This is a genomic window from Rhodococcus sp. JG-3, from assembly GCF_000482405.1.
Classification (GTDB): domain Bacteria; phylum Actinomycetota; class Actinomycetes; order Mycobacteriales; family Mycobacteriaceae; genus Rhodococcoides; species Rhodococcoides fascians.
Genome location: NZ_KI519398.1, coordinates 3,697,557 through 3,721,621 on the forward strand (window position 1 = coordinate 3,697,557; position 24,065 = coordinate 3,721,621).

General features: G+C 66.1%; 23 protein-coding genes. 11 read left to right on the forward strand and 12 right to left on the reverse strand.

All coding sequences use genetic code 11. The features are described from left to right. Positions 1-166: 166 nt before the first annotated feature. From mraZ to K414_RS0118835, 3 genes are all read right to left on the reverse strand, one after another. Positions 167-598, reverse strand: a complete 432-nt coding sequence (gene mraZ, locus K414_RS0118825) for a division/cell wall cluster transcriptional repressor MraZ (protein ID WP_027497352.1) — start codon at positions 596-598, stop codon at positions 167-169. Between the two features lie 541 nt (positions 599-1,139). Beyond that, positions 1,140-1,574 (reverse strand): DUF3040 domain-containing protein, encoded by a 435-nt coding sequence (locus K414_RS0118830; RefSeq protein ID WP_027497353.1) that lies wholly within the window; start codon positions 1,572-1,574, stop codon positions 1,140-1,142. Between the two features lie 238 nt (positions 1,575-1,812). Continuing rightward, entirely contained in the window at positions 1,813-2,262 is a 450-nt protein-coding gene (locus K414_RS0118835) for an SAV_6107 family HEPN domain-containing protein (RefSeq protein WP_230074380.1), read from the reverse strand. A gap of 202 nt (positions 2,263-2,464) precedes the next feature. Here K414_RS0118835 and K414_RS0118840 point away from each other — a divergent pair, with 202 nt between their 5' ends. From K414_RS0118840 to K414_RS0118860, 5 genes are read left to right on the forward strand one after another with little or no spacing between them, the layout of a single operon-like run. After that, positions 2,465-3,082 (forward strand): GNAT family N-acetyltransferase, encoded by a 618-nt coding sequence (locus tag K414_RS0118840; protein WP_027497355.1) that lies wholly within the window; start codon positions 2,465-2,467, stop codon positions 3,080-3,082. 4 nt (positions 3,083-3,086) lie between these two features. Beyond that, a complete protein-coding gene (locus K414_RS0118845) occupies positions 3,087-4,694 on the forward strand; it encodes an NAD(P)/FAD-dependent oxidoreductase (RefSeq protein ID WP_027497356.1) in 1,608 nt (535 codons plus the stop codon). Beyond that, positions 4,691-5,515 (forward strand): carotenoid biosynthesis protein, encoded by an 825-nt coding sequence (locus K414_RS27365; RefSeq protein WP_032368106.1) that lies wholly within the window; start codon positions 4,691-4,693, stop codon positions 5,513-5,515. The genes K414_RS0118845 and K414_RS27365 overlap by 4 nt, the downstream gene beginning before the upstream one ends. 31 nt (positions 5,516-5,546) lie before the next feature. Then, positions 5,547-6,281, forward strand: a complete 735-nt coding sequence (locus K414_RS27370) for a DUF3153 domain-containing protein (protein ID WP_045841254.1) — start codon at positions 5,547-5,549, stop codon at positions 6,279-6,281. A 37-nt stretch (positions 6,282-6,318) separates the two neighbouring features. Beyond that, positions 6,319-7,467 (forward strand): glycosyltransferase family 2 protein, encoded by a 1,149-nt coding sequence (locus K414_RS0118860; RefSeq protein ID WP_027497357.1) that lies wholly within the window; start codon positions 6,319-6,321, stop codon positions 7,465-7,467. A gap of 13 nt (positions 7,468-7,480) precedes the next feature. On the opposite strand, the gene metF is transcribed toward K414_RS0118860, so the two are convergent. Then, positions 7,481-8,407 carry a methylenetetrahydrofolate reductase [NAD(P)H] gene (metF, locus tag K414_RS0118865; RefSeq protein WP_032368108.1) on the reverse strand — a complete coding sequence of 309 codons (927 nt, stop codon included), beginning with the start codon at positions 8,405-8,407 and terminating at the stop codon, positions 7,481-7,483. Positions 8,408-8,631: 224 nt separating this feature from the next. Between metF and K414_RS0118870 the strand changes: the two genes are divergently transcribed. From K414_RS0118870 to K414_RS0118885, 4 genes are all read left to right on the forward strand, one after another. Continuing rightward, on the forward strand, positions 8,632-9,705 hold the full coding sequence (locus tag K414_RS0118870; RefSeq protein ID WP_228139229.1) for a polyprenyl synthetase family protein: 1,074 nt from the start codon (positions 8,632-8,634) through the stop codon (positions 9,703-9,705). 11 nt (positions 9,706-9,716) lie between these two features. Continuing rightward, on the forward strand, positions 9,717-11,300 hold the full coding sequence (crtI, locus tag K414_RS0118875) for a phytoene desaturase family protein (RefSeq protein WP_176456728.1): 1,584 nt from the start codon (positions 9,717-9,719) through the stop codon (positions 11,298-11,300). Positions 11,301-11,523: 223 nt separating this feature from the next. After that, positions 11,524-13,101 (forward strand): alpha-(1->6)-mannopyranosyltransferase A, encoded by a 1,578-nt coding sequence (locus tag K414_RS27375; RefSeq protein WP_051365167.1) that lies wholly within the window; start codon positions 11,524-11,526, stop codon positions 13,099-13,101. 11 nt (positions 13,102-13,112) lie between these two features. Beyond that, a complete protein-coding gene (locus K414_RS0118885; protein ID WP_032368109.1) occupies positions 13,113-14,093 on the forward strand; it encodes a phytoene/squalene synthase family protein in 981 nt (326 codons plus the stop codon). An 18-nt stretch (positions 14,094-14,111) separates the two neighbouring features. Here K414_RS0118885 and K414_RS0118890 read toward each other — a convergent pair whose 3' ends face one another. Further along, entirely contained in the window at positions 14,112-14,483 is a 372-nt protein-coding gene (locus K414_RS0118890) for an Rv2175c family DNA-binding protein (protein WP_027497362.1), read from the reverse strand. Between the two features lie 184 nt (positions 14,484-14,667). On the opposite strand from K414_RS0118890, the gene pknB reads away from it, so the two are divergent. Next, positions 14,668-16,644, forward strand: a complete 1,977-nt coding sequence (gene pknB, locus K414_RS0118895; protein WP_051365393.1) for a Stk1 family PASTA domain-containing Ser/Thr kinase — start codon at positions 14,668-14,670, stop codon at positions 16,642-16,644. Positions 16,645-16,667: 23 nt separating this feature from the next. Here the strand turns inward: pknB and K414_RS0118900 are convergent, their stop codons facing one another. Together K414_RS0118900 and K414_RS0118905 are read right to left on the reverse strand one after the other, a co-directional pair. Beyond that, positions 16,668-18,053 carry a 3-deoxy-7-phosphoheptulonate synthase class II gene (locus tag K414_RS0118900; protein WP_027497364.1) on the reverse strand — a complete coding sequence of 462 codons (1,386 nt, stop codon included), beginning with the start codon at positions 18,051-18,053 and terminating at the stop codon, positions 16,668-16,670. Between the two features lie 45 nt (positions 18,054-18,098). Next, a complete protein-coding gene (locus tag K414_RS0118905; RefSeq protein ID WP_027497365.1) occupies positions 18,099-18,590 on the reverse strand; it encodes a polyadenylate-specific 3'-exoribonuclease AS in 492 nt (163 codons plus the stop codon). 164 nt (positions 18,591-18,754) lie between these two features. Here K414_RS0118905 and K414_RS27380 point away from each other — a divergent pair, with 164 nt between their 5' ends. Beyond that, entirely contained in the window at positions 18,755-19,963 is a 1,209-nt protein-coding gene (locus tag K414_RS27380; RefSeq protein ID WP_237606529.1) for a glycosyltransferase 87 family protein, read from the forward strand. 9 nt (positions 19,964-19,972) lie between these two features. Here the strand turns inward: K414_RS27380 and K414_RS0118915 are convergent, their stop codons facing one another. The 5 genes from K414_RS0118915 to K414_RS0118935 form a co-directional block, all read right to left on the reverse strand. Beyond that, complete coding sequence (locus K414_RS0118915) at positions 19,973-20,701, reverse strand: lysophospholipid acyltransferase family protein (protein ID WP_027497366.1); 729 nt, start codon at positions 20,699-20,701, stop codon at positions 19,973-19,975. 177 nt (positions 20,702-20,878) lie between these two features. Beyond that, entirely contained in the window at positions 20,879-21,853 is a 975-nt protein-coding gene (locus tag K414_RS0118920; RefSeq protein ID WP_027497367.1) for an ROK family protein, read from the reverse strand. 39 nt (positions 21,854-21,892) lie between these two features. Further along, complete coding sequence (locus K414_RS0118925; protein ID WP_027497368.1) at positions 21,893-22,312, reverse strand: hypothetical protein; 420 nt, start codon at positions 22,310-22,312, stop codon at positions 21,893-21,895. Between the two features lie 58 nt (positions 22,313-22,370). Beyond that, positions 22,371-23,651: an ArsA family ATPase gene (locus K414_RS0118930; protein WP_306427556.1), complete on the reverse strand. Its 1,281-nt coding sequence runs from the start codon at positions 23,649-23,651 to the stop codon at positions 22,371-22,373. Beyond that, positions 23,627-24,061 carry an SRPBCC family protein gene (locus tag K414_RS0118935; RefSeq protein ID WP_027497370.1) on the reverse strand — a complete coding sequence of 145 codons (435 nt, stop codon included), beginning with the start codon at positions 24,059-24,061 and terminating at the stop codon, positions 23,627-23,629. The genes K414_RS0118930 and K414_RS0118935 overlap by 25 nt, the downstream gene beginning before the upstream one ends. Between the last annotated feature and the right edge of the window lie 4 nt (positions 24,062-24,065).

Genomic DNA, 24,065 nt, shown 5'->3' on the forward strand with positions numbered 1-24,065 from the left:
TCGTCCATTGCGGCCGGTGCGAATGCTTCGAGGTCCCTGTCCGATAGGGAACCTGGCGTTGGGGAAGAACGTCAGGGTCCTGATCTGCGAAACCTGGCGTTGGGGAAGAACGTCAGGGTTCTGATCGGGCAGAGGCCTCGCTGCACTCGCAGCCGGCCTCGGTGGTCTACAAGATCCCTCCGAGGGATTCGTCGAACGCGTCGGAGAAATCCTGCTCGTTCTCGGCGGAGTAGCGGGCCCAGGCTTCGTCGTTCCAGATCTCGATGAAGTCCATCGATCCGATCACCACGCAGTTGCGTTCGAGTCCCGCATACCGACGGTGCTCGGGACTGATGGTGATACGGCCCTGTCCGTCCGGCCGCTGTTCGTCGGTTCCCGAAAAGAACTGGCGCACATAGGCACGGGCTTTGGGGTTGGCACGAGAGGCCGCCGTCAACTTTCGAGAACGCTCTGCGAAGTCTGCCGCGGTGTAGACAGCAAGGCTGAAATCCTGCCCCTTGCTCACCATGACACCTCCCGCAAGCGCGTCCCGAAACTTGGCCGGCAACGTGAGTCGACCCTTGTCGTCGAGCTTCGGCGTGTAGGTACCGAGAAACACTCGCCACCTCCAGCCTCGACTCTCCGCTGCGGACCACTTTACCCCACTCTCCCCCACTTCGAACCATTCACAGCCCGAAAACTTTGTGGACAACCACATATCCGCAGCTCAGACGCAAGAAGATTGCCCGTTCAGGTTGCCGCGTTCGACGTCGGCCCTGATCTGGCCGACGCAATCCCCCGGGGCGCGCGGCGTCGCGAGCAGGCACTTTGTGCGACAACCCGCCTGACAAGCGCAGCTGGACCCTGAAAGTGGGGACTGGGTGGGGTGAAGTGGGGACAATGGCGGCTGTGGGGGGAAGTGGGGAGTTCGCCCCGGAACCACCACCCGGGAACCACCGCACGGGAACGATCGCCCCGCGTCGTCGCTGGGGCGCACTTGATCGAGCACGCCGCGCGACAGGGGCTACGGAATGCTCGCCGTATCGAAGAGCCGTGGAACGACAGCAGCACCTCACCCGAGGGTGAGGTGCTGCTGTCGAATCGGTGAAGTTGTGGTGGGTGACCGTCAGGCCCAGGGAGATCCGGACGGCGGAGTCATATCACTCCTGATCGAACCGCTTACGAAAACGGTCTTCCATTCGAGAGGTGAAGCTGCCGCCCTTGCGGCCACCACTCGATTTCGGCTGAGCACTACGACCTTGCGTGCCGGCTCGGTCGCTTGCGCTACCTTCTTCGCCGGTCGCGGCAGCTCCCTTCTTGGAGCCGCCGAACAAGAACAGTGCCCCGGCACCGAACATGAAGAGAAAGCCGATGAGGCTGACGACGAGAAAACCCAGACTGTTCGTCGACAGTGCTACACCGGCGACGAGCAACACGAGTCCCACGACGAACAACGCGGCAGCCTGAAAACGCCTCTTGCTCGACGCCGCGCGAACGCGACCGCCCCTCACATGGGACGCGAATTTGGGATCCTCGGCGTAGAGAGCGCTCTCGATTTGATCGAGCATGCGCTGCTCGTGCTCGGAGAGTGGCACGGTACCTCCCCCTGCACAGATAATGAGAGTCGTTTCGGTTCAGAAGCGACGGGAAGCTGACCTTGGCGGCTACCTACTGACGATGATACGAGCTGAATCGGCCGCTTACCACCTACTCGCACTATGTGTTCCTGAGAAACGACCAAGTTTTCGAGACGGACGTCTCGGAAACACTTGTCGAACACCGTGTGACGTGGCCGTTCACGTCCGTTCGAACTCGAGGAATCGACGCGGCGGGCTATGCGGACAGCGGTGCCGCCATCGGATCGACGGGCTGGAACCTCGACTGACCGCCCAACCGGTCCTCGACCGCGTTCAGAAAACGACTGACGTGTCGATAGAAGTCGTCGGCGTCGACGTCTCCGACAGCGGACGAGGCACCCGCCTCGACTGCCGCGCGGGTTGCGGAGAAGGACGAGAAGTACTCGGACCAGATCGCCAGATCCGGCGCAGCCTTCGCCATCAGAACCCAGGCGTTGCGTGAACGTGGCCGCGAGCCGATCGAATTGGGCAGCGATGCCAGGACTGCGGCAGCACCCTTGAGTGCGGCGATGTAGCTTCCGAGGAAGCGGTCCCCCGCATCGCGCTCACCGATGGATTCGGACAGCAACGCATCGGCTCGACCGAGCAGGACCTGCGCCTGACGCGACACCGGCGACCGCACGCCGACATCGAATGTCTTCGTCATCGTCATACTCGAACACCTCCAGTTCGAATCTCCGGGCGCGCTACCGACACGCCTGGAACCGTGATGAAGCCTTACAGTCGAACTCCGGGAGAATCCGCCTCGTTCGTCGAGGTGATCCACCGGCGCGCTCGGCCCCGATCATCGAACACCCGTTCGACACATTCAATATAGCTGTGCCCACCGACAAGTTGCCGAAGAAAGGGTGAGAACCGTCGTCACCGATGCGCAGACAACCCCCTACGTGGTCGATCTGACGCCCCAGGAATTCCGTCGGCGCTTGTTCGAAGCTCTGGCGATCTACGTCGAGGCCATGGGATATCCCCGCGGAACCGAGCACAGCCGCGCACCGATGTGGACGGAGCATCTGCACCGGCCGGGCTGGCGAGCGGTGGGAGCCATGGTGCCCAATCCCGACAAGACGCAGCCGGACACGCTGGTCGCCGTTGCGTACGGGTATCACGGCGCGCACCATCAGTGGTGGCATCAGCAGGTCCGCGACGGATTGCGCCGCGCCGGACACTCGACACAGCACGTCGACGCCACCCTCGGCGACTACTTCGAACTGACCGAATTGCACGTACTACCGAGCGCGCAAGGACACGGACTCGGCGGGCGTCTCTGTCGCAGGCTGCTCGACGGTGTTCGAGCGCACTCTGTGATGTTGTCCACACCCGAGGTCGCGCAGGAGGACAACCGCGCCTGGCGGTTGTATCGACGGCTCGGCTTCGAGGACGTACTGCGGCACTTCACGTTCGCCGGCGACCGGCGCCCCTTCGCGGTGCTGGGCCGCCGGTTGCCGCTCGACGGGCCCGTAGCCTGAAGGTGTGATCGATGCTGTGGTGGTGGGCTCCGGCCACAATGCCCTGACTTCTGCCTGCTACCTGACCGATGCCGGAATGTCGGTGGAGATCGTCGAACGCGACACCGTCGCGGGCGGTGCGGTGTCGACGGTGGAGCGCTTCCCCGGCCATCGAGTCGACCGCGGCTCGTCCGCGCACATCATGATCAGGCACACCGGGATCGTCGAAGAGCTCGGACTCGAGGAGTTCGGGCTGCGCTACATCGACTGCGATCCGTGGGCATTCGCCCCGGGCGACGTCGACACCGCCGAACGCGCCATCGTCTTCCATCGCAGCCTCGATCGAACGTGCGAGTCCATCGCTGCCGCCTGCGGGCCCGCCGATGCGCGCGCCTACCGTTCCTTCGTCTCGGTGTGGGGTCCGCGCAGCGAACGCACCATGCGCGCATTCGGTGGGCCGCCCACCGGGTCCAAACTGCTCCGATCCTTCTGGGGACTCGGTGCGCCCGACGGCGGCAGCGCGCTCTCGCGCGAGTTTCTTGCCACCGGCGATTCCCTGCTGGACGAAATGTTCACGAGCGAGCGACTCAAGGCTGCGCTGGCATGGTTCGGAGCGCAGTCCGGCCCGCCGATGTCCGAGCCCGGCACCGCCCCGATGGTCGGGTTCGCGGCTCTGATGCACACGCTCCCACCGGGCCGCGCCGTCGGCGGTAGCGGCGCACTGACCGAGGCGATGATCGCCCGGCTGCACCGGGACGGGGCAGCGCTGACGCTCGGCGATGCCGCCGTATCGCTGACGCGTCGCGCGCATGGCTGGACGACGAGGACCGCGTCGGGACGGGAGATCGACAGCACGATCGTCGTGGCCGGGTGTCACATCCTGACCACGCTCGACCTGCTGGCGGAGGGCGGACACGACGCGGCGCAGCTGGCCCGGTGGCGCTCCACCATTCGGGTGGGTCCGGGGATCGGTACCGCGGTTCGGTTGGCCACCGACGCGCTGCCGCAGTACCCGAGCGCCGACTGCATCGAGGACGGTACCCACGGTCTCGCGCTGCTCGTCCGCGACCGCGCGCAATTGCGGTTGGCTCACGGGCACGCTCTCGCCGGGGAGCTGCCGCCGAAACCCGCTGTTCTCGGCATGTCGTTCAGCGCCCTCGATCCGACGATCGCGCCGCCGGGTCAGCATCAGATCTCCCTGTGGTCGCAGTGGCATCCGCACACTCTCGCCGATGGCCGCCGGTGGCGCTCGAACGTACCGGGGCAACGTTCTTTGGCCGAGGTCGAGGGTGATCGAATCGTCGCCGAGCTCGATCGCTACGCCCCTGGATTCGCCGCGTCGGTCCTCGATCGGTACGTACAGTCGCCGCCGGACATCGAGCAGGAACTCGGACTGATCGGAGGCAACATCATGCACCTGGACATGTCACTGGACCAGATGATGATGTGGCGTCCTCATCCCCAACTGGCCGGCCACCGCGTTCCCGGAGCAGACGGTCTCTATCTCACCGGCGCGTCGACTCACCCGGGAGGCGGCGTCACAGCGGCCAGCGGCCGTTCGGCGGCGAGAATCGCACTCGCGGACGCACGCGCGGGGCGTCGTCGCGCATTCTTCAGCAGGAGACGAGCATGAAGATTGCCCCGACGGTCTTCGCGATCGGTGCCGTCGCCGCCCAGATCTGCTATCCGCTCGTATCGGGTTCGACGCGGGACGCGGTGACCATCGCGGTGGTCGCGCTACTCGCGCTGGCGTCGATCGCGCACGCCGTGCTGTACCGCGGAAAGCTGTGGGCGGCGGCTCTCGTGATCCTGACTGCAGGAACGGGATTCGTGTCCGAGCTCGTCGGCACGGCCACCGGGTTTCCCTTCGGCGAGTACTTCTACGCGCAGAATCGACTCGGCCCCAGCCTGTTCGAGGTCCCCGTGGTGGTTCCACTCGCCTGGACGGCGGGGTTCTATCCGATCTGGTGCGCGGTCACGTTCATCGTCGGCCATCTCGGTGCGACACGGCTCCGAGCGTCTGCATTCCGAATCGCCGCAGTCGCCGTCGGGATGGTGGGCTGGGACCTGTATCTCGATCCTCAGATGGTCACCGACGGCCAGTGGACCTGGACGTCCGGTGCCGTCGGACTGCCGGGTGTGTCGTCGATCCCGTTGACCAACTACGCGGGTTGGCTGTTGGTGGCGACATTGATGGCCGCAGTCATGGAAGCGGTGAACCGCGTGGTGGCCCCGCGCGCGTCCGACGACGTCGTTCCCCTCGGGCTGTTCCTGTGGACGTGGCTGGGTTCGGCGCTCGCGCACGCGGTGTTCCTCGACGGCCCCGAACTACGATTCTCGGCCGTCTACGGATTCGTCGTCATGGGTAGTGTCGGAATCCCGTTGCTGTGGATCGCACGTCGTCGCGGATCTCTACGTAGCCGACACGCACCGATGGCAACCCCTGCCGACTGACACCGACGCGACGCCCTGGCACGATGTCGCTGTGCAGTCGACATCACGAACATCCGCTCGTACCCGCCGACGCCGAGTTCTCTCGGTGCTCGCCCTGACGCTGCTGGTCGCGCCGATGCTGGCCGGCTGCTTGCGGGTCCAGGTCACGATGGGTGTGTCGGCCAACGACCGGGTGGCGGGTCAGATCGTCGCGGCGACGGTCCCCACCTCCGACACCGACACCGGCCCCGAACTCGTGGTGCCCTCCTCGATCGAGGACAAGGTCCGCGTCGAGCCGTACAACCAGGACGGGTACGTCGGGTCGCAGGCCATCTTCGACGACCTCTCGTTCGGTGATGTTCAGACACTCGGTTCGATCTTCCAGAACGCGGCCGGATCGTTTCAGCTGACCCTGCAGCGTTCGGGCGACACCGTGACGCTCGCCGGTAACGCCGACCTGTCGTCGGTACCGGTCCAGGGGTCCGACGTGCAGTTCACTATTGCATTTCCCGCCCGTATCGGGACCACCAACGGCACTCGCGAGAGCGACAACTCGATCTCGTGGAAGCTGCCGGCAGGCGAAGTCACCTCGGTGCGTGCCGAGGTCAACTACCCGGACCCCAACACTCGTAGCTTCGCCGGCTGGGCGGGCATCGTGGGCGGCGTGACCGTCGGAGTGGCCGCTATCGTCGGTGCCATGGCCTGGGTGTCGCGGAACCCACCGTTGGGCAACCGTCGTAAGCGCGCTGCCGAGACGGGCGAGTCGAACGACCGAACGTCGGTGTGATCGCCCCCATCTCGTCCCGCACGACAGATCTCGCCGGATGACGGTCCTGACCCGGGCGACTCGGGCGACTGCCGTTCTCGCCTCCACCTCCGCTGCCGTCGCGGTGTTCAATGCGCTGTTCGTGCCGGGTTTGCGTCGACCGAGCCGTGACGTCACCGAACGGGTCGCAGTGTGCATCCCCGCGCGCAACGAAGTCGACACGCTGCCTGCGTTGATCGGCGATCTCACGCGTCAACGATTCTGCACCGACCTGCAGGTCGTCGTCCTCGACGACGATTCGACCGACGGAACGGCAGCCGCTGCCGTCACCGCGGCGAACGGCGATCCGCGATTCCGCGTCGTGACCTCCCACGCGTCGCCGCCGCCCGGATGGACGGGTAAAGCCGCCGCGTGCGCCGAACTGGCCGACTCGGTCGACGTGGATACGACGATCGTCATGTTCGTCGACGCGGATGTCCGGCTCGAACCCGAGGCCCTCGCCGCCGCGGCGAGGAGGTTGCGCCGCCGCGGCGACGCTCTGATGTGCCCCTGGCCCGAGCAGGTGGCGGGTGGTCTCGCCGAACGCCTCGTTCAACCGCTGCTCGCGTGGTCGTGGATGTCGACGCTGCCCGTGCCGGTCGGCAATGCGACGCTGCTGCCGTCGATGGCCGTCGCCTGTGGGCAGTTCATGGCGTTCGATGCCGCCGCGTATCGCGTCGTCGGCGGCCACAGCTGCGTCGCGTCGAGTGCCGCCGAGGATCTGGACATCGCGCGTGTCCTGCGTCGACGCGGGTTCTCGACGTCGGTTGCCTCCGGTGCCGGGTTCGTACGGTGCCGGATGTACCGCTCGGCCGCCGATGTTCGGGCGGGTTACAGCCGGTGGCTGTGGAACGAGTTCGGTGGGCCCGTCGGTTCGGCCACGGCTGCCCTTGCGCTGAGTACGGTCTACCTGTTGCCGCCGGTCGCGGCAGTCTTCGGTTCCGGTTCGACGCGGCGACTGGGTGTCGTCGGTTACCTCGCCGGGACCATCTCGCGCGTGGCATCTCGTCGGCGCGAGTCGGGACCCCGATTCGGCGCTCGCGACGTCGTCGACGCCGCGGTGCACCCGCTGTCGATTCTCGCCTTCGTGGGGCTCGTTGCGGAATCCCACGTGCGACGACGCCGCGGCGCGCTGAGTTGGAAGTCGCGTCCGATGCCGACGTCGTAACGCCGATCGCAAGTCAGACGCGCGCGGCTGCCAGCCCCAGGTTGCTCAGGACCTCACGTGTCGCGCGCGCGAAATTCAACGTGATGAAGTGCAGCCCGGGCGCACCTTCCGCGATGAGCCGCTCGCCGATGTTCGTGGCGAGCTCGATACCCACCTCTCGAACCGCGGCCTTGTCTTCCTCGGCTCCGGATCCTGCTGCGCGAGTGAACTTCTCGTCCAGATGCGACGGCAATGTCGTGCCCGAGAGCTCGAGCATCCGGCGCACCGAACGCAGCGAGGTGATGGGCATGATCTCGGGGATGATCGGCTTGGCACCCTGCTCGGGGTCGTATGCGCTGACGCGATCACGCAGCCGCAGGTAGTCGTCCACGTCGAAGAACATCTGCGTGATCGAATACTCCGCTCCCGCACGCAGCTTCCCGACGAGGCACCTGGTGTCCTGCTCGAGATCGTCGGCGCGGTGATGGCCTTCCGGGAACGACGCCACTCCGACGTGAAAGTCGCCCAGTTCGCGGACCATGCGAACCAGCTCTTCCGCGTACTCGACTCCCTCGGGATGCTTCTCCCACTCGCCGAGTGGATCGCCCGGGGGGTCACCGCGAAGAACGAGGATGTTGGTGATGCCGCGGTCGGCGTACGACCCGACCATCGAGCGCAACTCGGCGACACTGTGCGACACGGCAGTGAGATGCGCCACTGGCAGCAGAGTCGTCTCCTCGGCGATCTGACCGGTGACGCGCACCGTTCGATCGCGGGTGGAACCACCTGCGCCGTACGTCATCGACACGAACGCGGGCTGGAGTTGCTCGAACTCTCGCACTGCTCGCCACAACCTGGCCTCGGCAGCCTCGTCGCGCGGGGGCGAGAACTCCACCGAGAACGGGATCCTCGCTTCGGGTTCGGTCCGCAATCGGTCGACGATCGACGGCGTCCTCGTCACGAATCCTCGGCTCGACCGCCCCCTGACGGAATCTTCGCTCACCCGAAGATCATAGGTTGCGCTGCGCCGCCGGCCCGCTGGGCATCCCCCGACGGCGTAGTTCGCTGCTCGTCGGTGCCGGGTTCGGGTGCCTATTACTGTGGGACTGTAACGCGTCTTTCCCACGAAGACCTTGGAGGATCGTCCTGTCCGGAGACCTGTCCGCGCCCACCAACTCTGTGTCCGTGAATGCGACGTCGCTACGGGATTCCGTCGATGCGAAGCTCGCGGAGTTCTTCGCCTCGCGTCGTGCGGTCGTCGACAGCGTCGGCGGTGGCTACCCGGCCGCAGTGGCCGACCTCGAGGCGTTCGTACTACGCGGCGGCAAGCGCATGCGCCCAGCCTTCGCGTGGACCGCGTGGCTCGGCGCGGGCGGTGAGCCCACCGGGGACCGCGCCGACGCAGTACTGCGTGCGTGCTCGGCACTCGAGTTGATCCAGGCCTGCGCATTGATCCACGACGACATCATCGACTCGTCCCGCACCCGCCGAGGCTTTCCGACCGTGCATGTCGGCTTCGCTCAGCGACATCGCGATGCGGGGTGGTCGGGCTCGGCAGATCACTTCGGTGTCTCCGCTGCCGTTCTCGTCGGCGACCTGGCGCTGTGCTGGGCCGACGACATGCTGCGCGAGTCGGGTATCGACACGGACGCGGCGCGGCGGGCGCAGCCGGTGTGGTCCGCGATGCGTACCGAGGTGCTCGGCGGTCAACTCCTCGACATCGAGGCCGAAGCCGGGACCGACGAGAGCGTCGCGGCAGCCATGCGCGTCAACCGGTACAAGACCGCCGCCTACACAGTCGAACGCCCGCTGCACCTCGGGGCCGTTCTTGCCGGGGCCGGCGAACCGCTGACTGCGGCGTACCGCAGCTTCGGGGCCGACATCGGCATTGCCTTCCAGCTGCGCGACGACCTGCTCGGCGTGTTCGGCGACCCGGAGATCACCGGCAAACCGTCGGGTGACGACATCACCGAGGGCAAGCGCACGGTGCTCATCGCCGTCGCCTTGCAGCAAGCGGATGCGAGCCGTCCCGATCACGCGGCGAAGATTCGAGCCAGTCTCGGTACCGAGCTCAGCGAGAGCGAGGTCGCCGACATCCGATCGATACTCACCGAACTGGGCGCCGTCGACGCCGTCGAACGGCAGATCGACGAACTGGGCACCCGGGCCGTTGCCGCGCTGGACGACAGTTCCATCGATCCGATCGCCGCCGAACACCTTCGTGCCATGGCCACCGCCGCCATCCAACGGCAGTACTGAAAGAGAGCGTCATGTCTACGATCCGAACCGTTCCCGGCCGCACCGACTCGGTCGTCGTCGTGGGAGCTGGATTGGCCGGCCTGGCCGCGGGGCTCCACCTGCTGGGCGCAGGCAAGAAGGTCACGATCGTCGAGCGCGACGACACCGTGGGCGGCCGCGTGGGGGTGTATCCGGTGACCGACTCCGACGGAACGCATCTCTACGACATCGACAACGGTGCGAGCGTACTCACGATGCCGAACCTGGTGCTCGAAGCGTTGGCCGCCGTGGGTGCCGACTTCGAGTCCACGACGCCGCCGATTCGGCTGACGTCCCTGTCGCCGTCGTACCACACGCGGTACGCCGACGGCACGTCCATCGACGTCTACTCGGACCCGGAGGCAATGGCCGCCGAGGTCGAGCGGACCTGCGGTACGGCCGAGGCGCAGGGCTACCGCGATCTCCGGCGCTGGCTCGCCGACATCTTCGATGCCGAATTCGACCGCTTCATCGACTCGAACTTCGATTCGCCGCTGGACCTCGTGGGATCCAAGGCCGCGATCACCGATACCGCAACGCTGACCAAGCTGGGCGGCTTCGGTCGCCTCGGGCCACGGGTCGATCGTTTCCTGAAGGACACCCGTCTGCGCCGAGTGTTCACGTTCCAGGCCCTCTACGCCGGCATGGCGCCGCAGAAGGCGCTGGCCGTCTACGGTGCGATCGCACACATGGACACCTCCCTCGGGGTGTTCTTCCCCGAGGGAGGCATGGCGGCTATCGGGCGGGCCATGGCCGACGCGTTCGTGACGGCGGGCGGCACGCTCGAACTGGGCACCGACATCGTCGACATCACCGTCGACCGCGGCCGTGCCGATGCCGTCCTCACTGCCGATGGACGTCGAATCGCTTGCGACGCATTGATTCTCACCGCCGACTTGCCCGTCGTCGATCGCCTGCTCGATCGCGCCTCGGTGTCGAAGAAAGGCAGGCGCAACGGGTACGGCGTCGTGTCGCCGTCCGCCGTCGTGGCCCACGGAACGGTTCCGGTCGAACTCACGGCGTCGTGGCCTGCGCGGGCGCACCACACCATCGACTTCGGCGACGAATGGGCCGAGACCTTCCGCCGGATCACCGCCCGCTCCGGCAAAGGATCTCTGATGGCCGATCCGTCACTGCTGATCACGCGGCCGTCGGTGAGCGATTCGGGCCTCGAGGTCGTGCGCGACGGGGTCCGCAGCGAGCCGGTCTCGATCCTTGCCCCGTGCCCCAACCTCGACAGCGCTCCCCTCGCCTGGGCCGAACTGGCTCAGCCGTACCTCCGAGAGATTCTGGCGACGCTGGAGGGCCGCGGATACACCGGACTCGCCGACGCTTTCGTGCTCGATCACATCGACACACCGCAGACGTGGGCGGACAAAGGCATGTTGTCGGGCTCGCCGTTCTCGTCCGCGCACGTCTTCCGGCAGACCGGGCCGTTCCGGAGAAAGAACATGGTCGCCGGCCTCGACAACGTGGTTCTCGCCGGCTCCGGAACCACTCCGGGTGTGGGCGTGCCGACCGTCTTGGTCTCAGGCAAACTGGCGGCAGAACGGGTGACAGGGCCGCAAGGGCGGTAGGTTCGTCCGATCGACTGCGTCGACCAACTAAGCTGAGCGCGATCGTTTGCCGGTCGCGATCTTTGCTGCGACCATGATCCTTCGGCCGACAGCGAGAACGCGTCGGCGCGGAGCCACATCTCGACACACACGACTCGCAGCAGCAGAGGAGGAGCAGGCGGCAATGTCTTCGGTTTCGTCGCACTCCACCTCCGAAGGGCGCTCGTCGGACGGGTCTGCACCCATGCCTGCGCGGCATCCGTCGAGACTGACGACCACCGGAAACTTCCTGCGAAGCCCCGAGGGCAAAGCAGCGATCCTCGGGGTTCTCGGTGCGGTCTGCATCATGTTCGGTGGATTCGGCGCGGGCAGCGTGCGCCGTCGTGACCCTCTGCTCGAAGAGATGCATCTGTCGTGGCTGCGATTCGGCCACGGCTTCGTGCTGTCGACCGTCATCGTCTGGGCCGGTGTGTTGTTGATGATCACCGCCTGGGTCAGGCTCGGCCGAGCCACGCTGCACGGCCGCACCACGGTGGGCGAGCTCCGGTGGATCGTGCCCGCATGGACGGCACCGCTGCTGCTGTCGGTGCCGATGTTCAGCCGCGACGCTTACTCGTACCTCGCTCAAGGTGCGTTGCTACGGGACGGCTTCGACCCGTATGCCGTTGGGCCCGTGGCCAATCCGGGAATCCTGCTCGACAACGTCAGCAACGTGTGGACCACGACCACTGCCCCGTACGGGCCACTGTTCCTACTCCTCGGTCGCGGCATCACGAGCCTGACCGGTGACAATGTGATCGCCGGAACCATGCTGCTTCGCCTGACCATGCTCCCCGGGCTCGCTCTCATGATGTGGGCCGTCCCGCGACTGGCCACCCATCTGGGCGGGCGCGCCACGACGGCGGTGTGGCTCGCCGTGCTCAATCCCCTGGTGCTGATCCACCTCATCGGCGGAGTGCACAACGAGTTGCTCATGGTCGGCCTGATGACCGCGGGCATCGTGCTCGCGCTCGAGCGTCGCCACGTGGCCGGCATCGCGCTGGTGGCGATCGCTGTGGCCATCAAGGCAACTGCCGGTCTCGCTCTGCCGTTCCTGGTGTGGATCTGGATGCTGCACCTCCGCGACAAGGCGCGCGAGGAAGGCCGCACACCGCCTGCACCGATTCTGGCGTTCACGAAGACCGCGGGCATCGGAGCGTCCGTTTTCGTCGCGGTGTTCGCCGTCGCGTCCGTGATCGCCGGAGTCGGCATCGGCTGGCTCACGGCGTTGTCCGGCTCGGCGAAGATCATCAACTGGCTGTCGCTGCCGACGATCCTCGCGCATCTGGTGACCGTCAGCACCTCGTGGTTCCTCGATCTGCGTCTCGGACCGGTTCTCGACGTCACCCGGTTGCTGTGCGCGATCGCCTTGGTGGTCATCCTGGCCGGGGCGTGGTGGTTGGGCCGCCGATCCGAGCGGGACGCTGTCAAGGGCATCCTGATCGCTCTTGTCGCCACTGTCGTTCTCTCCCCCGCCGCGCTGCCCTGGTACTACTCGTGGCCGTTGGCGATCGCGGCCGGCTTTGCGTTGTCCCGCCGAACTCTGATGGTTCTCACCGGCCTGTCGACCTGGCTGATGCTGGTGTTCCAACCCGACGGATCCATCGGCCTGTACACGTTCGTGCACGTGGCCCTCGCAGTTTTCGCTGCAGTCGTTGCCGCGCTGGCGCTGACCCGAGTCGACCCGTTGCGTTTGCGATCGGACCGCTCCCGGGAACACCGTGCCGTACCCAACGCCCCCAAGACCGCGCCCGTCTCCACCGAAGACGACGCCACACCGTGAGGTCCCGCGCCATGAGTGCCCGCGTATCGAGAGAACTGACCGACATCGATCCTGCTCTGCACGAGGCGTATCGCATCTGCCGCGAACTGAACGCCCAGCACGGCAAGACCTATTTTCTGGCAACCAGACTGTTGCCCGTCGACAAGCGCGCAGCCGTGCACGCTCTGTACGGTTTCGCTCGGATGGTCGACGACATCGTCGACCTCGAGGGCACCGACATCGCGGTCGGTTCGGACGAACTGAACGCCCGCAGAATCGTCGAACTCGACATCATCGAATCCCGGGTGCGCGACGCCTTGGCCGGAAAACCTCTGTCCGACAGCACATCCGATCAGGTGTTGAGCGCATTGTGCGACACGGTCGCTCGGTACGAGATTCCCCACGATTACTTTTTCGCGTTCATGCATTCGATGCGCATGGACATCCCGGGCAGCGCGATGTTCGTCTCGCGGTACCGAACGATGGAGCAGTTGAACGAGTACATGTACGGATCGGCCGCAGTCATCGGACTGCAGATGTTGCCGATCCTCGGAACGGTGGTTCCGCGGGCCGAGGCCGAGCCCTCGGCTGCGGCGTTGGGCGAGGCGTTCCAGCTGACCAACTTCATCCGCGACATGGGTGAGGACCTCGACCGCGACCGCATCTATCTCCCGACCGACGAACTGGCGGCCTTCGGGGTCGACGAGGATCTGCTGCGGTGGTGTCGTACCACCGGCTCGGTCGATGCCAGAGTCACCCGCGCCCTCGCCCACTCGATCGCCGTCACCCGGTCGATCTACCGGACGTCGGACGCCGGGATCGACATGTTGGATCCGCGAGTGCGTCCGTCCATGCGAACGGCGTCCATTCTGTACGGCCGCATTCTCGACGAGGTCGAGGCGCAGGGCTACCGGGTGCTCTCCCAGCGCGCGACCGTGCCGCAGTGGACGCGCGCACGCGTCGCGCTACCGCAGTTCGCCGTCACCGGCTGGAAGCGCGCCACGGTCCGCTGACGACCGCTGTTCCAGCTGCTAGAAGGCCATTGCCTGAGCGCGTCTGATCACTTCGCGCATCAGGTCACCGTGCAACGCTGCGACCGGGGTGCCGGGCAGACTGTCGTCCTCGGCGAACAACCACCGCAGAATTTCTTCGTCCTCGTAGCCGCCGTCGTGCAGCACCGCCAGCAGGCCGGGCAGACCCTTGACGATTTCGCCCTTGGTCGTGTCGAAGAACTGCTCGGGCACGCCGGGGACGCGGGAACGCTTGAGAGCCAACAGCTGACGATCCCGCACGAGCTGCTCGACGCGCGTCTTGGGGACGTCCAGGATCTTGGCGACGTCGGCGAACTGCAGCAGAGAAACCGACGGATCGAGCACGTCGTCGGCGTAGGGAATGGCACTCACGCGGGTAACGTTAACGGGTCCGGCGTCCAGACTTCAAAAGTGACGCGGCCCGCCACGGAGACCGAAGACACGAACCACGATCGTCGGTGAGCTCCCACGGCGCCGATACCATCGTCGTCAGGCGTCCGGATTTCGAGCGGACACATCGAGGACGACGAGGGGAGGTTCGGTGATACCGGGTTCGATGCTCGATCGTCGATATCGAATAGACGCACCGATCGCACGGGGCGGAATGTCGACGGTCTACCGCGGACTCGACACCAGGCTCGACCGACCTGTCGCGGTGAAGATCATGGATCCGAAGTTCGCCGAGGACCCGCAGTTCGTTCAGCGATTCGAGTTCGAGGCACGCGCGGTGGCCAGGCTGAGCCACCCCGGCCTGGTGGCCGTGTACGACCACGGGCGGGACGGCGATCACGCATTCCTGGTCATGGAGCTCGTCGAGGGCGGAACGCTGCGCGAGCTGCTGCGGGAGCGCGGGCCCATGCCGCCGCACGCCGCAGTCGCCGTGGTTCGCCCCGTGCTCGAAGCTCTCGCCGTCGCACACCGCGCCGGTCTGGTGCACCGAGACATCAAACCGGAGAACATCCTGATCAGCGACGACGGAGACGTCAAGATCGCCGACTTCGGGCTGGTCCGAGCCGTCGCCGCATCCACCGTCACCTCGAGCAGTGTGATTCTGGGCACGGCCGCGTATCTGTCCCCCGAACAGGTCACCACCGGCTCCGCATCCGCGAGCAGCGACGTCTACGGCGTCGGAATCGTACTGTTCGAGCTGCTCACCGGACGCACCCCGTTCACCGGCGACACATCCCTGTCCATCGCCTACCAGCGCATCGACAACGACGTTCCGCTCCCGTCGACCCTCATCGCAGGCGTGCCACCACAGTTCGACGACGTGGTCCAACACGCCACCGTCCGCGACCCGGAACACCGATACCGCAACGCCGACGACATGGCCCGCGCGCTGCGCACCGCCGCGTCGGCGCTGGCGCTTCCCGCGTACCGGGTGCCCGCTCCCCAGCGTTCGGCACAGCACCTGAGCTCGGCGGCTGCGGGCGCACCGACGACAGTCGCCGGCGATCGACAGCCGCCCACCCGCACCCAGGTGGTGCAGAGCGCTCCCCCGGTACCGCCGCCCGACGGCGTGCACCACACCCGAGTGGTCACGTCACCGACATCCCGCGAAATCGAGTACGAACCGCAACCGGACGACCCGCAGCCGGCGGCACCCCTGGGCCGGCGACACTACGAATTTCCCGATTTCGCCGCCGATCGCCAACGGTCCCGGCGGGCCATCGTCGTCTGGTTGGTGGTCGTTGCACTGCTGGCAGTGTTGGTCGGTTTCGGCGGCTGGTGGATGGGCTCGGGCCGATACACCGCAGTTCCGATGGTCGACGGTCTCGACACCACCGGTGCCACGAGCGCGATCGAAGCGTCGGGCTTGGAAGCGACGGTTCGGGGAACGTACTCCGACACCGTCTCGACCGATCTGCTCATCGGCACCGACCCCGTCGGTGGTTCCCGAATCGCCAAGGGCGACACCGTGTTCCTGCTCGTCTCACTGGGCAGCCCGACCGTCCCCTCCATCGACTCCGACGCCTCCGTCGAAGACATGCAGCAGCAATTGCGCGATAGAACCTTCACCCCGGTCGACGGCGGCGAGGCATTCAGCACCACCGCACCGATCGGCGGCGTCGCTGCGCTCGATCCCCCGCCGGGAACGGTGTTGAACACCGGTGCCGCAGTCACCGTGCTGCGCAGCAAAGGTGCACCGCCGGTGCAGGTTCCCGACGTCCGCGGACAGAGCGTCGATCAGGCACGGACGACTCTCGAATCGGTCGGCATCACCGTCGACGAGATCCGCGAAACGTTCGACGAGGACACCGACGGCGGAAAAGCGATCGGCACGAATCCGAAGGCCGGCCAGACCGTCAAGTCCGGTACCACCGCCGTCCTCGACGTGTCGACCGCGGTCACCGTGCCGTCGCTGCTCGGACGTTCGGTGGGATCCGCACGCACGACTCTGGATTCGCTGGGACTGACGATCGATGTTCGTCAGGTGGTCGACACGGACGGCTCGTTGGTCATCTCCCAGAGCCCCGGAGCCGGTTCACGGGTGGAACCGGACTCCGAGGTCATGGTCGTCTCCCTGCCCTGAACCTGCCAGGGCGGTGCCGGCGATCAGCCGCGGAGCATCTCGGCGACGAGGAATGCCAGCTCGATGCTCTGCTGAGTGTTCAGTCTCGGGTCGCAGGCAGTTTCGTAGCGCCCGGCGAGGTCGAGATCGGAGATGTCCTGGGCTCCGCCGAGGCATTCGGTGACGTCGTCACCGGTCAGTTCGACGTGGATTCCGCCCGGATGGGTGCCGAGGCCGTTGTGCACCTCGAAGAAGCCCTGCACCTCGTCGACGATGCGGTCGAAATGCCGTGTCTTGTATCCGGTGGACGCCTCGTGCGTGTTGCCGTGCATCGGGTCGCACTGCCAGATCACCTGGTGTCCGGTGGCCTGCACCTTCTCGATGATGGCGGGCAAGATGTCGCGAACCTTGCCGTTGCCCATGCGCGAAATCAGCGTCAGGCGGCCCGGCTTGTTGGTCGGGTCGAGGCGCTCGACGTATTCGACGGCCATCTCGGGGGTCGTGGTGGGTCCGATCTTGAGCCCGATCGGGTTCGAGATCAGTTCGGCGAGCGCGATGTGCGCGCCGTCGAGCTGGCGAGTGCGGTCGCCGATCCACAGGAAGTGAGCCGACAGATCGTAGAGCTTGGGGTGATCGTCGGTGTTGTCGAGCCGCAGCATCGCGCGCTCGTAGTCGAGTACGAGTGCTTCGTGGCTCGCGAAGATCTGGGCGGTGTGCAGATTGGGGTCGGAGACACCACAGGCATCCATGAACCGCAGGCCGCGGTCGATCTCCCCGGCCAGCGCCTCGTAGCGGGCTCCGGCGGGTGACTGCGCGACGAATTCACGGTTCCAGTCGTGCACCTTGTGCAGGTCGGCCATCCCGGCTCCGGTCAGTGCCCGAACCAGGTTCATGGCCGCACTCGCGTTGGCGTAAGCGCGCACCAGTCGTGACGGATCGTGGCCGCGCACGCTCTCGTCGGCAACCAGCGAGTTGATCATGTCGCCGCGGTAGGACTGCAGGCCGAGCGCATCGATGTTCGACGAGCGAGGCTTGGCGTACTGGCCGGCGATGCGCGCGACCTTGACCACCGGCATGCTCGCCCCGTACGTGAGTACGACGGCCATCTGCAGCAGCGTGCGAATGTTGCCCTTGATGTGCGGTTCGGTGTTGTCGACGAACGTCTCGGCGCAGTCGCCACCCTGAAGCAGGAACGCCTCGCCGCGGGCGACGGCAGCGAGCTTGTCCGACAGCGCCTCGACCTCACCTGCGACGGTGATCGGCGGAACGCTCTCGAGCACCTTGCGCATCTCGCCGGCCTGCTCGGGATCCCACTGCGGCTGCTGCGCAGCCGGCTTGGCCAACGCGTCGTCCAATCGAGTGCGCAGTGTCGGAGACAGCGGCGGCAGGTCGGGCAAGCGATCGATGGGTACGTCGACAGTCCAGTTCACCGCTACAGGATATTCGTACCGCCGTCACCGCAGGACAACGGGTGTTCAACCGCGGTACGAGTACTCCTCGATCGCCTGGAACTTGGCCAGATTGTGGCGCGCGTCGGCCAGGGCATCGTGGGCGTCGTCGGGCACAGAGGGAAGCTCGGGACTGCCGCGATCCTCCCAGTGCTGACGGAGCTCACGGGTGAATCGAGGCAGGGAACGCGGCAACTCGGTCATCGATCCCCACAGCTGGCAGAGCGCCACGTGGTCGTACGCCGCCACCCATGCCCACAATTCGACCTCGGCACCGTAGTGCGGAACGAGAAATTCGAGCAGTTCGTCGCGAATTCGGGATCGGCTCATCCACAACGGCGACGAGTACGGTGGCAGCTTGGGTAAGACGTTGCGCCGGACCCACCGGCCCGCCCGCTCGGGGTCGAACTCGGAGGACACCGCATAGAACTCGCGACCGTCCTCCGACACCACACCGATCGAGACCAACTCGATTGTGCGACCATCCTCGATGAACTCTGTGTCGTAGAAGTAGCGCACGCGGCTCACCCTAGCGCGTGCCCCGGCACGTCCCCCACACACCGCAGAACCGAGCCGAACAAGCCCTGAAAGGGAACGTTGTGACTTCGTCCGACACCAACCGTCCGGTCGCCGAAGCGTCGGAGCCTGCCGGCCCGACGCGACGCCGGTGGCCGCGTTGGGCGGTGGCGTCGAGCAGGGTCGTCGTTGTCGTCGCGGCGGCGGTCGGTGTGCTCTTCCATCTCAACGGGTTTCCCGGGCTGCGAACGTTGGGTGAGCATTATCGACTGGATCTCGACGTCTACCGGCTCGGCGGAGAGGTGTTCGCTCGGGGCGGGGATCTGTACGGCCAGCTTCCTCCCATCGCGACCGGTACCACGTTGCCGTTCACGTATCCCCCGATTGCTGCCGCTCTGTTCAGCCCGCTCTCGAAGGTCTCGCTGTACGCCGCGTCGATGACGGTGACGTCGTTGTCCATGCTCGCGTTGCTGGCGACCGTTGTGCTCACGCTGATCTCGTTGGGGGTTCGCCCTCGCACGCTCGTGTGGTGGGGTGCTGGCGCGGTGTTCGCGGTGTCCGTCCTCGTACTGGAGCCGGTCACGTCCACGTTGAACTACGGGCAGATCAACATCGTTCTGATGATGTTCGTCGCGCTCGACTGCTTGCCGAAGAAGACTCCGTGGCCTCGAGGTGTGCTGATCGGTCTGGTCGCGGCCGTCAAACTCACTCCCGCAGTTTTCGTCTTGTTCTTCTTGCTGCGCAAGGACTTTCGCGCTGCAGTGGTATCGGCATTGAGCTTCGCGGTGTTCACGGCGATCGGGTTCGCGCTCACGTGGTCGGACTCCGTGAAGTACTGGACCGAGACGATCATCGATTCCGATCGGATCGGCGGCCCGGCGTACCCGGCGAATCAGTCCATCACAGGTGTACTGGCCCGCCTCGGAATGGACGAGCTCCCCCGTTCCATTCTGTGGATCGCACTGTCGGTAGGGGTACTGCTCGTTGCGGGAATCGCGATGCGCAAAGCATTCGCCGCCGGTGAGATCGCCCTGGCGCTGACCGTGAACGCGATGTTCGGCCTGTTGGTCTCGCCGGTCTCCTGGTCACACCACTGGGTGTGGGCAATACCGTTCGCGATGGTGCTGGCCGCCGTCGGATACCGCCGTCGAAGCGCACTGCTACTCGCTCTGGTTGCCGTCGGACTGGCGATCATGGTGTACGCACCGCACTGGAAACTCGGTGAAGGTCGATGGAGTGGACTCGACTGGCCGTTGGTCGATCAGTTCGCCGCATCCGCCTACGTGTGGTGGGCGCTGGCCTCTGTGGTCGCCGTCGCGGCCGTGAAACTCTCGCCTCGGGTCACCCCGAAGGAAAGCGACACCGCGGTTCACTGACCGCCGTCGTCAGCTGGCCTTCGAGTCGGGGATACGGCGCGCGGACGGAGCCGAATCTTCGGATGTCGCAACCTTCTTCAGCGAGGCCGCGTACACGTCGACGTACTCCTGACCCGAGAGCAGCATCAGGTCGTACATCACCTCGTCGGTGACGGCGCGCTCGACGAATCGGTTGCCTGCCATTCCCTCGAACCGGGAGAAGTCGATGGGCTTGCCGACGCGAATGGTGACCTTTGCCGGACGCCAGACGCGCGAACCGATCGGGTTCATCTTCTCGGTGCCGATCATGGCGACCGGCACCACCTGAACGCCGGTCTGCAATGCCAGGCGCGCCATTCCGGTCTTGCCCTTGTAGAGCCGGCCGTCGGGCGACCGGGTGCCTTCGGGGTAGATACCGAGCACCTTGCCGGCTTCGATCACGCGGGCACCGGCGTTCAGTGCGTCCTGCGCCGCGTCGGCTCCGGTGCGGTCGATGGGCACCTGACCCACCGCGGTGAAGAACCACTTCTGGAACGCACCCTTGAGACCCGAGCCGGTGAAGTACTCACTCTTGGCGAGGAAGGTGATGCGCCGCGGGGTCTTGAGCGGAAGATAGAACGAATCGAGAACCGCTTTGTGGTTGCTGGCCAGGATCACCGGGCCGTGCGTCGGAATGTTCTCCGCACCCTCGATCGTGGGCCGACCCAGGGCAATGAGCAGGGGCCCCACGATGACGAATTTGAACAGCCAGTACCACATTGACGTGCTCCCTGATCATGGTCGGCAATCGATGGTGTGCCGGCTCGCGCGGAGCGAACCGACTGCGGCCGTGCGTTCTCGAACCGTGCCGCGTAGTGAACTGTACCCAGGGTTTATGACACCAGCCACATCGACGAGGAGTCGTCGTGCGACATCACACGGCGTCGGTCCGGACCGTCATCGTGCGGTGGTGACGAACTGTGCTCGCGCGAGCTCGGCCGCACCGATCATCCCCGCGGCCTCGCCCAGTTCGGTGCTGCGAATCCGTGCCAGCGGGCGATGCCCCGCGCCGGTGACGAGCTCGGCGTACTTGTCCGTGGCACGAGCGAGGAATTGGCTCGACGAAGTGGCCACACCGCCGGCCAACACGATCAGGTCGGGGTCGTACACATCGCTGACCATCGAGAGTCCGACGCCGAGCCAGTGTGCGAAATCCTCCATGGTGCGTCGGCCGATCGAGTCGCCGTCGTGCGCGGCGCTCGCGATCCGACGCCCGGTCAACGAGCCGGGATCGAGGAAGACCTCGCGCGCCAACCTCGTCGAGGACGACGGGTCTGCGGCCAACAACTCCACCGCCGTATCCACCAGTGCGGTACCGCTGCAATACCGTTCCCAGCACCCGCGTTTGCCGCAGGGACACGCTCGTCCGTCGGGCACCACCTGAATGTGACCGAGTTCGGGAGCCACCCCGTGACTCCCTCGATAGATTCGGCCGTCGATCAGCAGCGCCGCACCGATTCCCGTACCGATCGCCACCATCACCACGTTGCGGCCACCCGAAGCCGCTCCGAAACGGTATTCCGCCCACGCCGCGGAGTTGGCGTCGTGTTCGAGCAACACCGGTAGTCCGATGCGTTCGCTCATCTCGGTTGCGACCGGCGTGTCGACCCACGGCAGGTGCGGGGCGAACCGGACCGTCGTGCGGTCGGAATCGATGAAACCCGCCACGGCCAGACCGACGGCAGCGATGTCGTGTCGGCCGGCCAGCTCCTGCACGGCGCGGTCGAGACCACGCTCGAGTGCACGAGCAGTGTGGGGCGTGGGTGCTGCGGTCGAGTCGAGCACCTGACCGTCCGCGTCGACAACCGAGGCGCGCAGGCTCGTGCCGCCCACGTCGATCCCGACCGTCAATCGCTGATGATGACGCTTCATTCGTTCATGCCTTCCTCGGCCGTCCCCCCACGGCGATGGTCACTCCTTGACCCGAACGGTAATCGGTACGAACGCCGGTCGACGAACGGACGGCGCAGAGGTGTCCTCCGACACGTCCGCGGCGGCGTCGACCCGGTCGGCAGCGGACGCTGTCGACTCGGTGCTGGACTCGCTACTACCCCCAGCGGCGTGTTCGGTGCCCGGCGCGGTGTGGTCGATCAACAACTGACGCAGCAGTGCGACGACGACGGCCCCTTCCGAGGCAACGAGTTCGACGAGATCGTGCCGTTCACCGCGCACCAACGCCGCGAGCGCACACACCGGGCACCAGCTGCAGCCCTGCTGATCGCGGTCCTGCTGTGTCTCGGCAACTCGGCGCAGGATGGGCTCGAGACGTGTCAGGACGGTGTCGGCCAACGCCAGCAGGTCCGCGCCCAACTCCGAATGCCCGGCCGTCACAGCGTCTCTCCGCTCACAGCTCTTCCGGTCATTGCTCTTCCGGTCATGGCTCGGCCGCTCACAGCGGCCACACATCGGGGTCGGGTCGGAAACGCACCACCAGGAACGGGCCGTCGAGTTCCGCAGAATCGGCGATACACCGACGCAACACCGACGCCAACGTGACGCGTCGCCGCCTACCGTCGGCACTCACTATCAAGTCGTCCTCCACTCGCCCCAGACCCAAGGTGGTCGAATCGACTACCGGCAGAAGCATTCTCATCGCGTACACGGATTCGAGTCCGCTCCCCGACTCGAGTTCGACCGACGGTCGACCGGCCGGGCTCGACGCACGTCGTTCGAGGGAGTGCGGTGCCAGGTGCTCGGCCACATCCTGCAAGGGGCCCAACCCTACCGGTTCCACTTCACAGTGCTCCACCTCCACGATCGGAACCGAGCCGACGCGTCGTCGGAGTTCGGCCACGGCGTCGAGCTGCGCGGCCCGCCATCGCTCGAACCAGAACACCGCAGGATGAGCTCCGACCAGACCGATCGACGAGGAATTGAGGGCCGGGAGCATCCGGTTCACCAGCAGTCGGTCGACGCGAACGCCGAACAGAGCCGCTGCGGAGAGCGTGCGTTCGGCGTCGACGATGGACAGGTGCTCGGGGGTCAGGACCACGGTTGCCCCGGTCCGGTCGGGATCGGTGATCAGCGCCCGGACCGATTCGATCTGTCCGAGGATCCGCTCGATCATGGCCACCACGAGCGTGAGCCGCACGTCGGTTCCGGTGCCGGCGACCATGCGATCGTGGCGCGGCCACACGCGCTCGAAATAGGACGAGACGGTGCCGGGCAGCTGCAGTGTTCGCAGCGCATCCCCCGATGCCGGAAGATCGACTATCACTGTGTCCCAACGACCTTCGTCGACGAGCCGGGACACCTCGTGCAATCCCAACAGCTCCTCGATACCCGGGAACCCCATCAGCTCCTCCGGCTCGATCGCGCCGAAACTCACGCCGTGTTCGTGGCCTGCCGAGGCCACCGACAGCATCGATCCCAGACCGCGGTACCGCTCTTCGAGCAGCCGCGAGGTATCGATCTCGACGACGTCCAGGTTCGGAGCGACCGCTCCGATGCCCGAGTCCTCGTCGGTGTCACCGTCTGCGCCGAGGGCGTCGCGGATCGAGTGCGCCTGGTCGAGGGAGGCGATCAGCACCTCTTGGCCCGTGGCCGCGAGCGCAAGACCCGATGCAGACGCCAGGGTGGTCTTCCCCGCGCCACCTTTGCCGATGAACAGCGATACCGTGGTGCGGAGTTCGGGGCGAGCGTCGGTCAGCCTTCGACCCGCTTCTTCAATTCCTTGAGCGCAGTGTCGGTGATGACCTTCTCTGCTTTGCGCTTGAACAGGCCGATCATCGGAATGTTCAGATCGACAGTGAGCTCGTACGTCACGTCGGTGCCGTTACCGGTCTCACGCAGCGAGTACGACCCGTTCTGAGATTTCTGCATTTCGCCCGAGACGAGATTCCACGACACCGAATTGCCGTCCGCGGCCCAGTCGTACTCGAGTTCGTACGTGTCTTTCACCATTCCGGCGTCGAGCACGAACTTGACCCGCTTTCCCCGTCCGTCCGCACCGACTTCGAGGACCTCGACGGACTTCGCGGCGGACACCCACGTGGGATACGCGTCGAAATCGGCGATGACGTCCATGACCCGACTCGGTGGGGCTTCGACGACGATCGACCTCTGGGTTTTCTCCGCCATGACT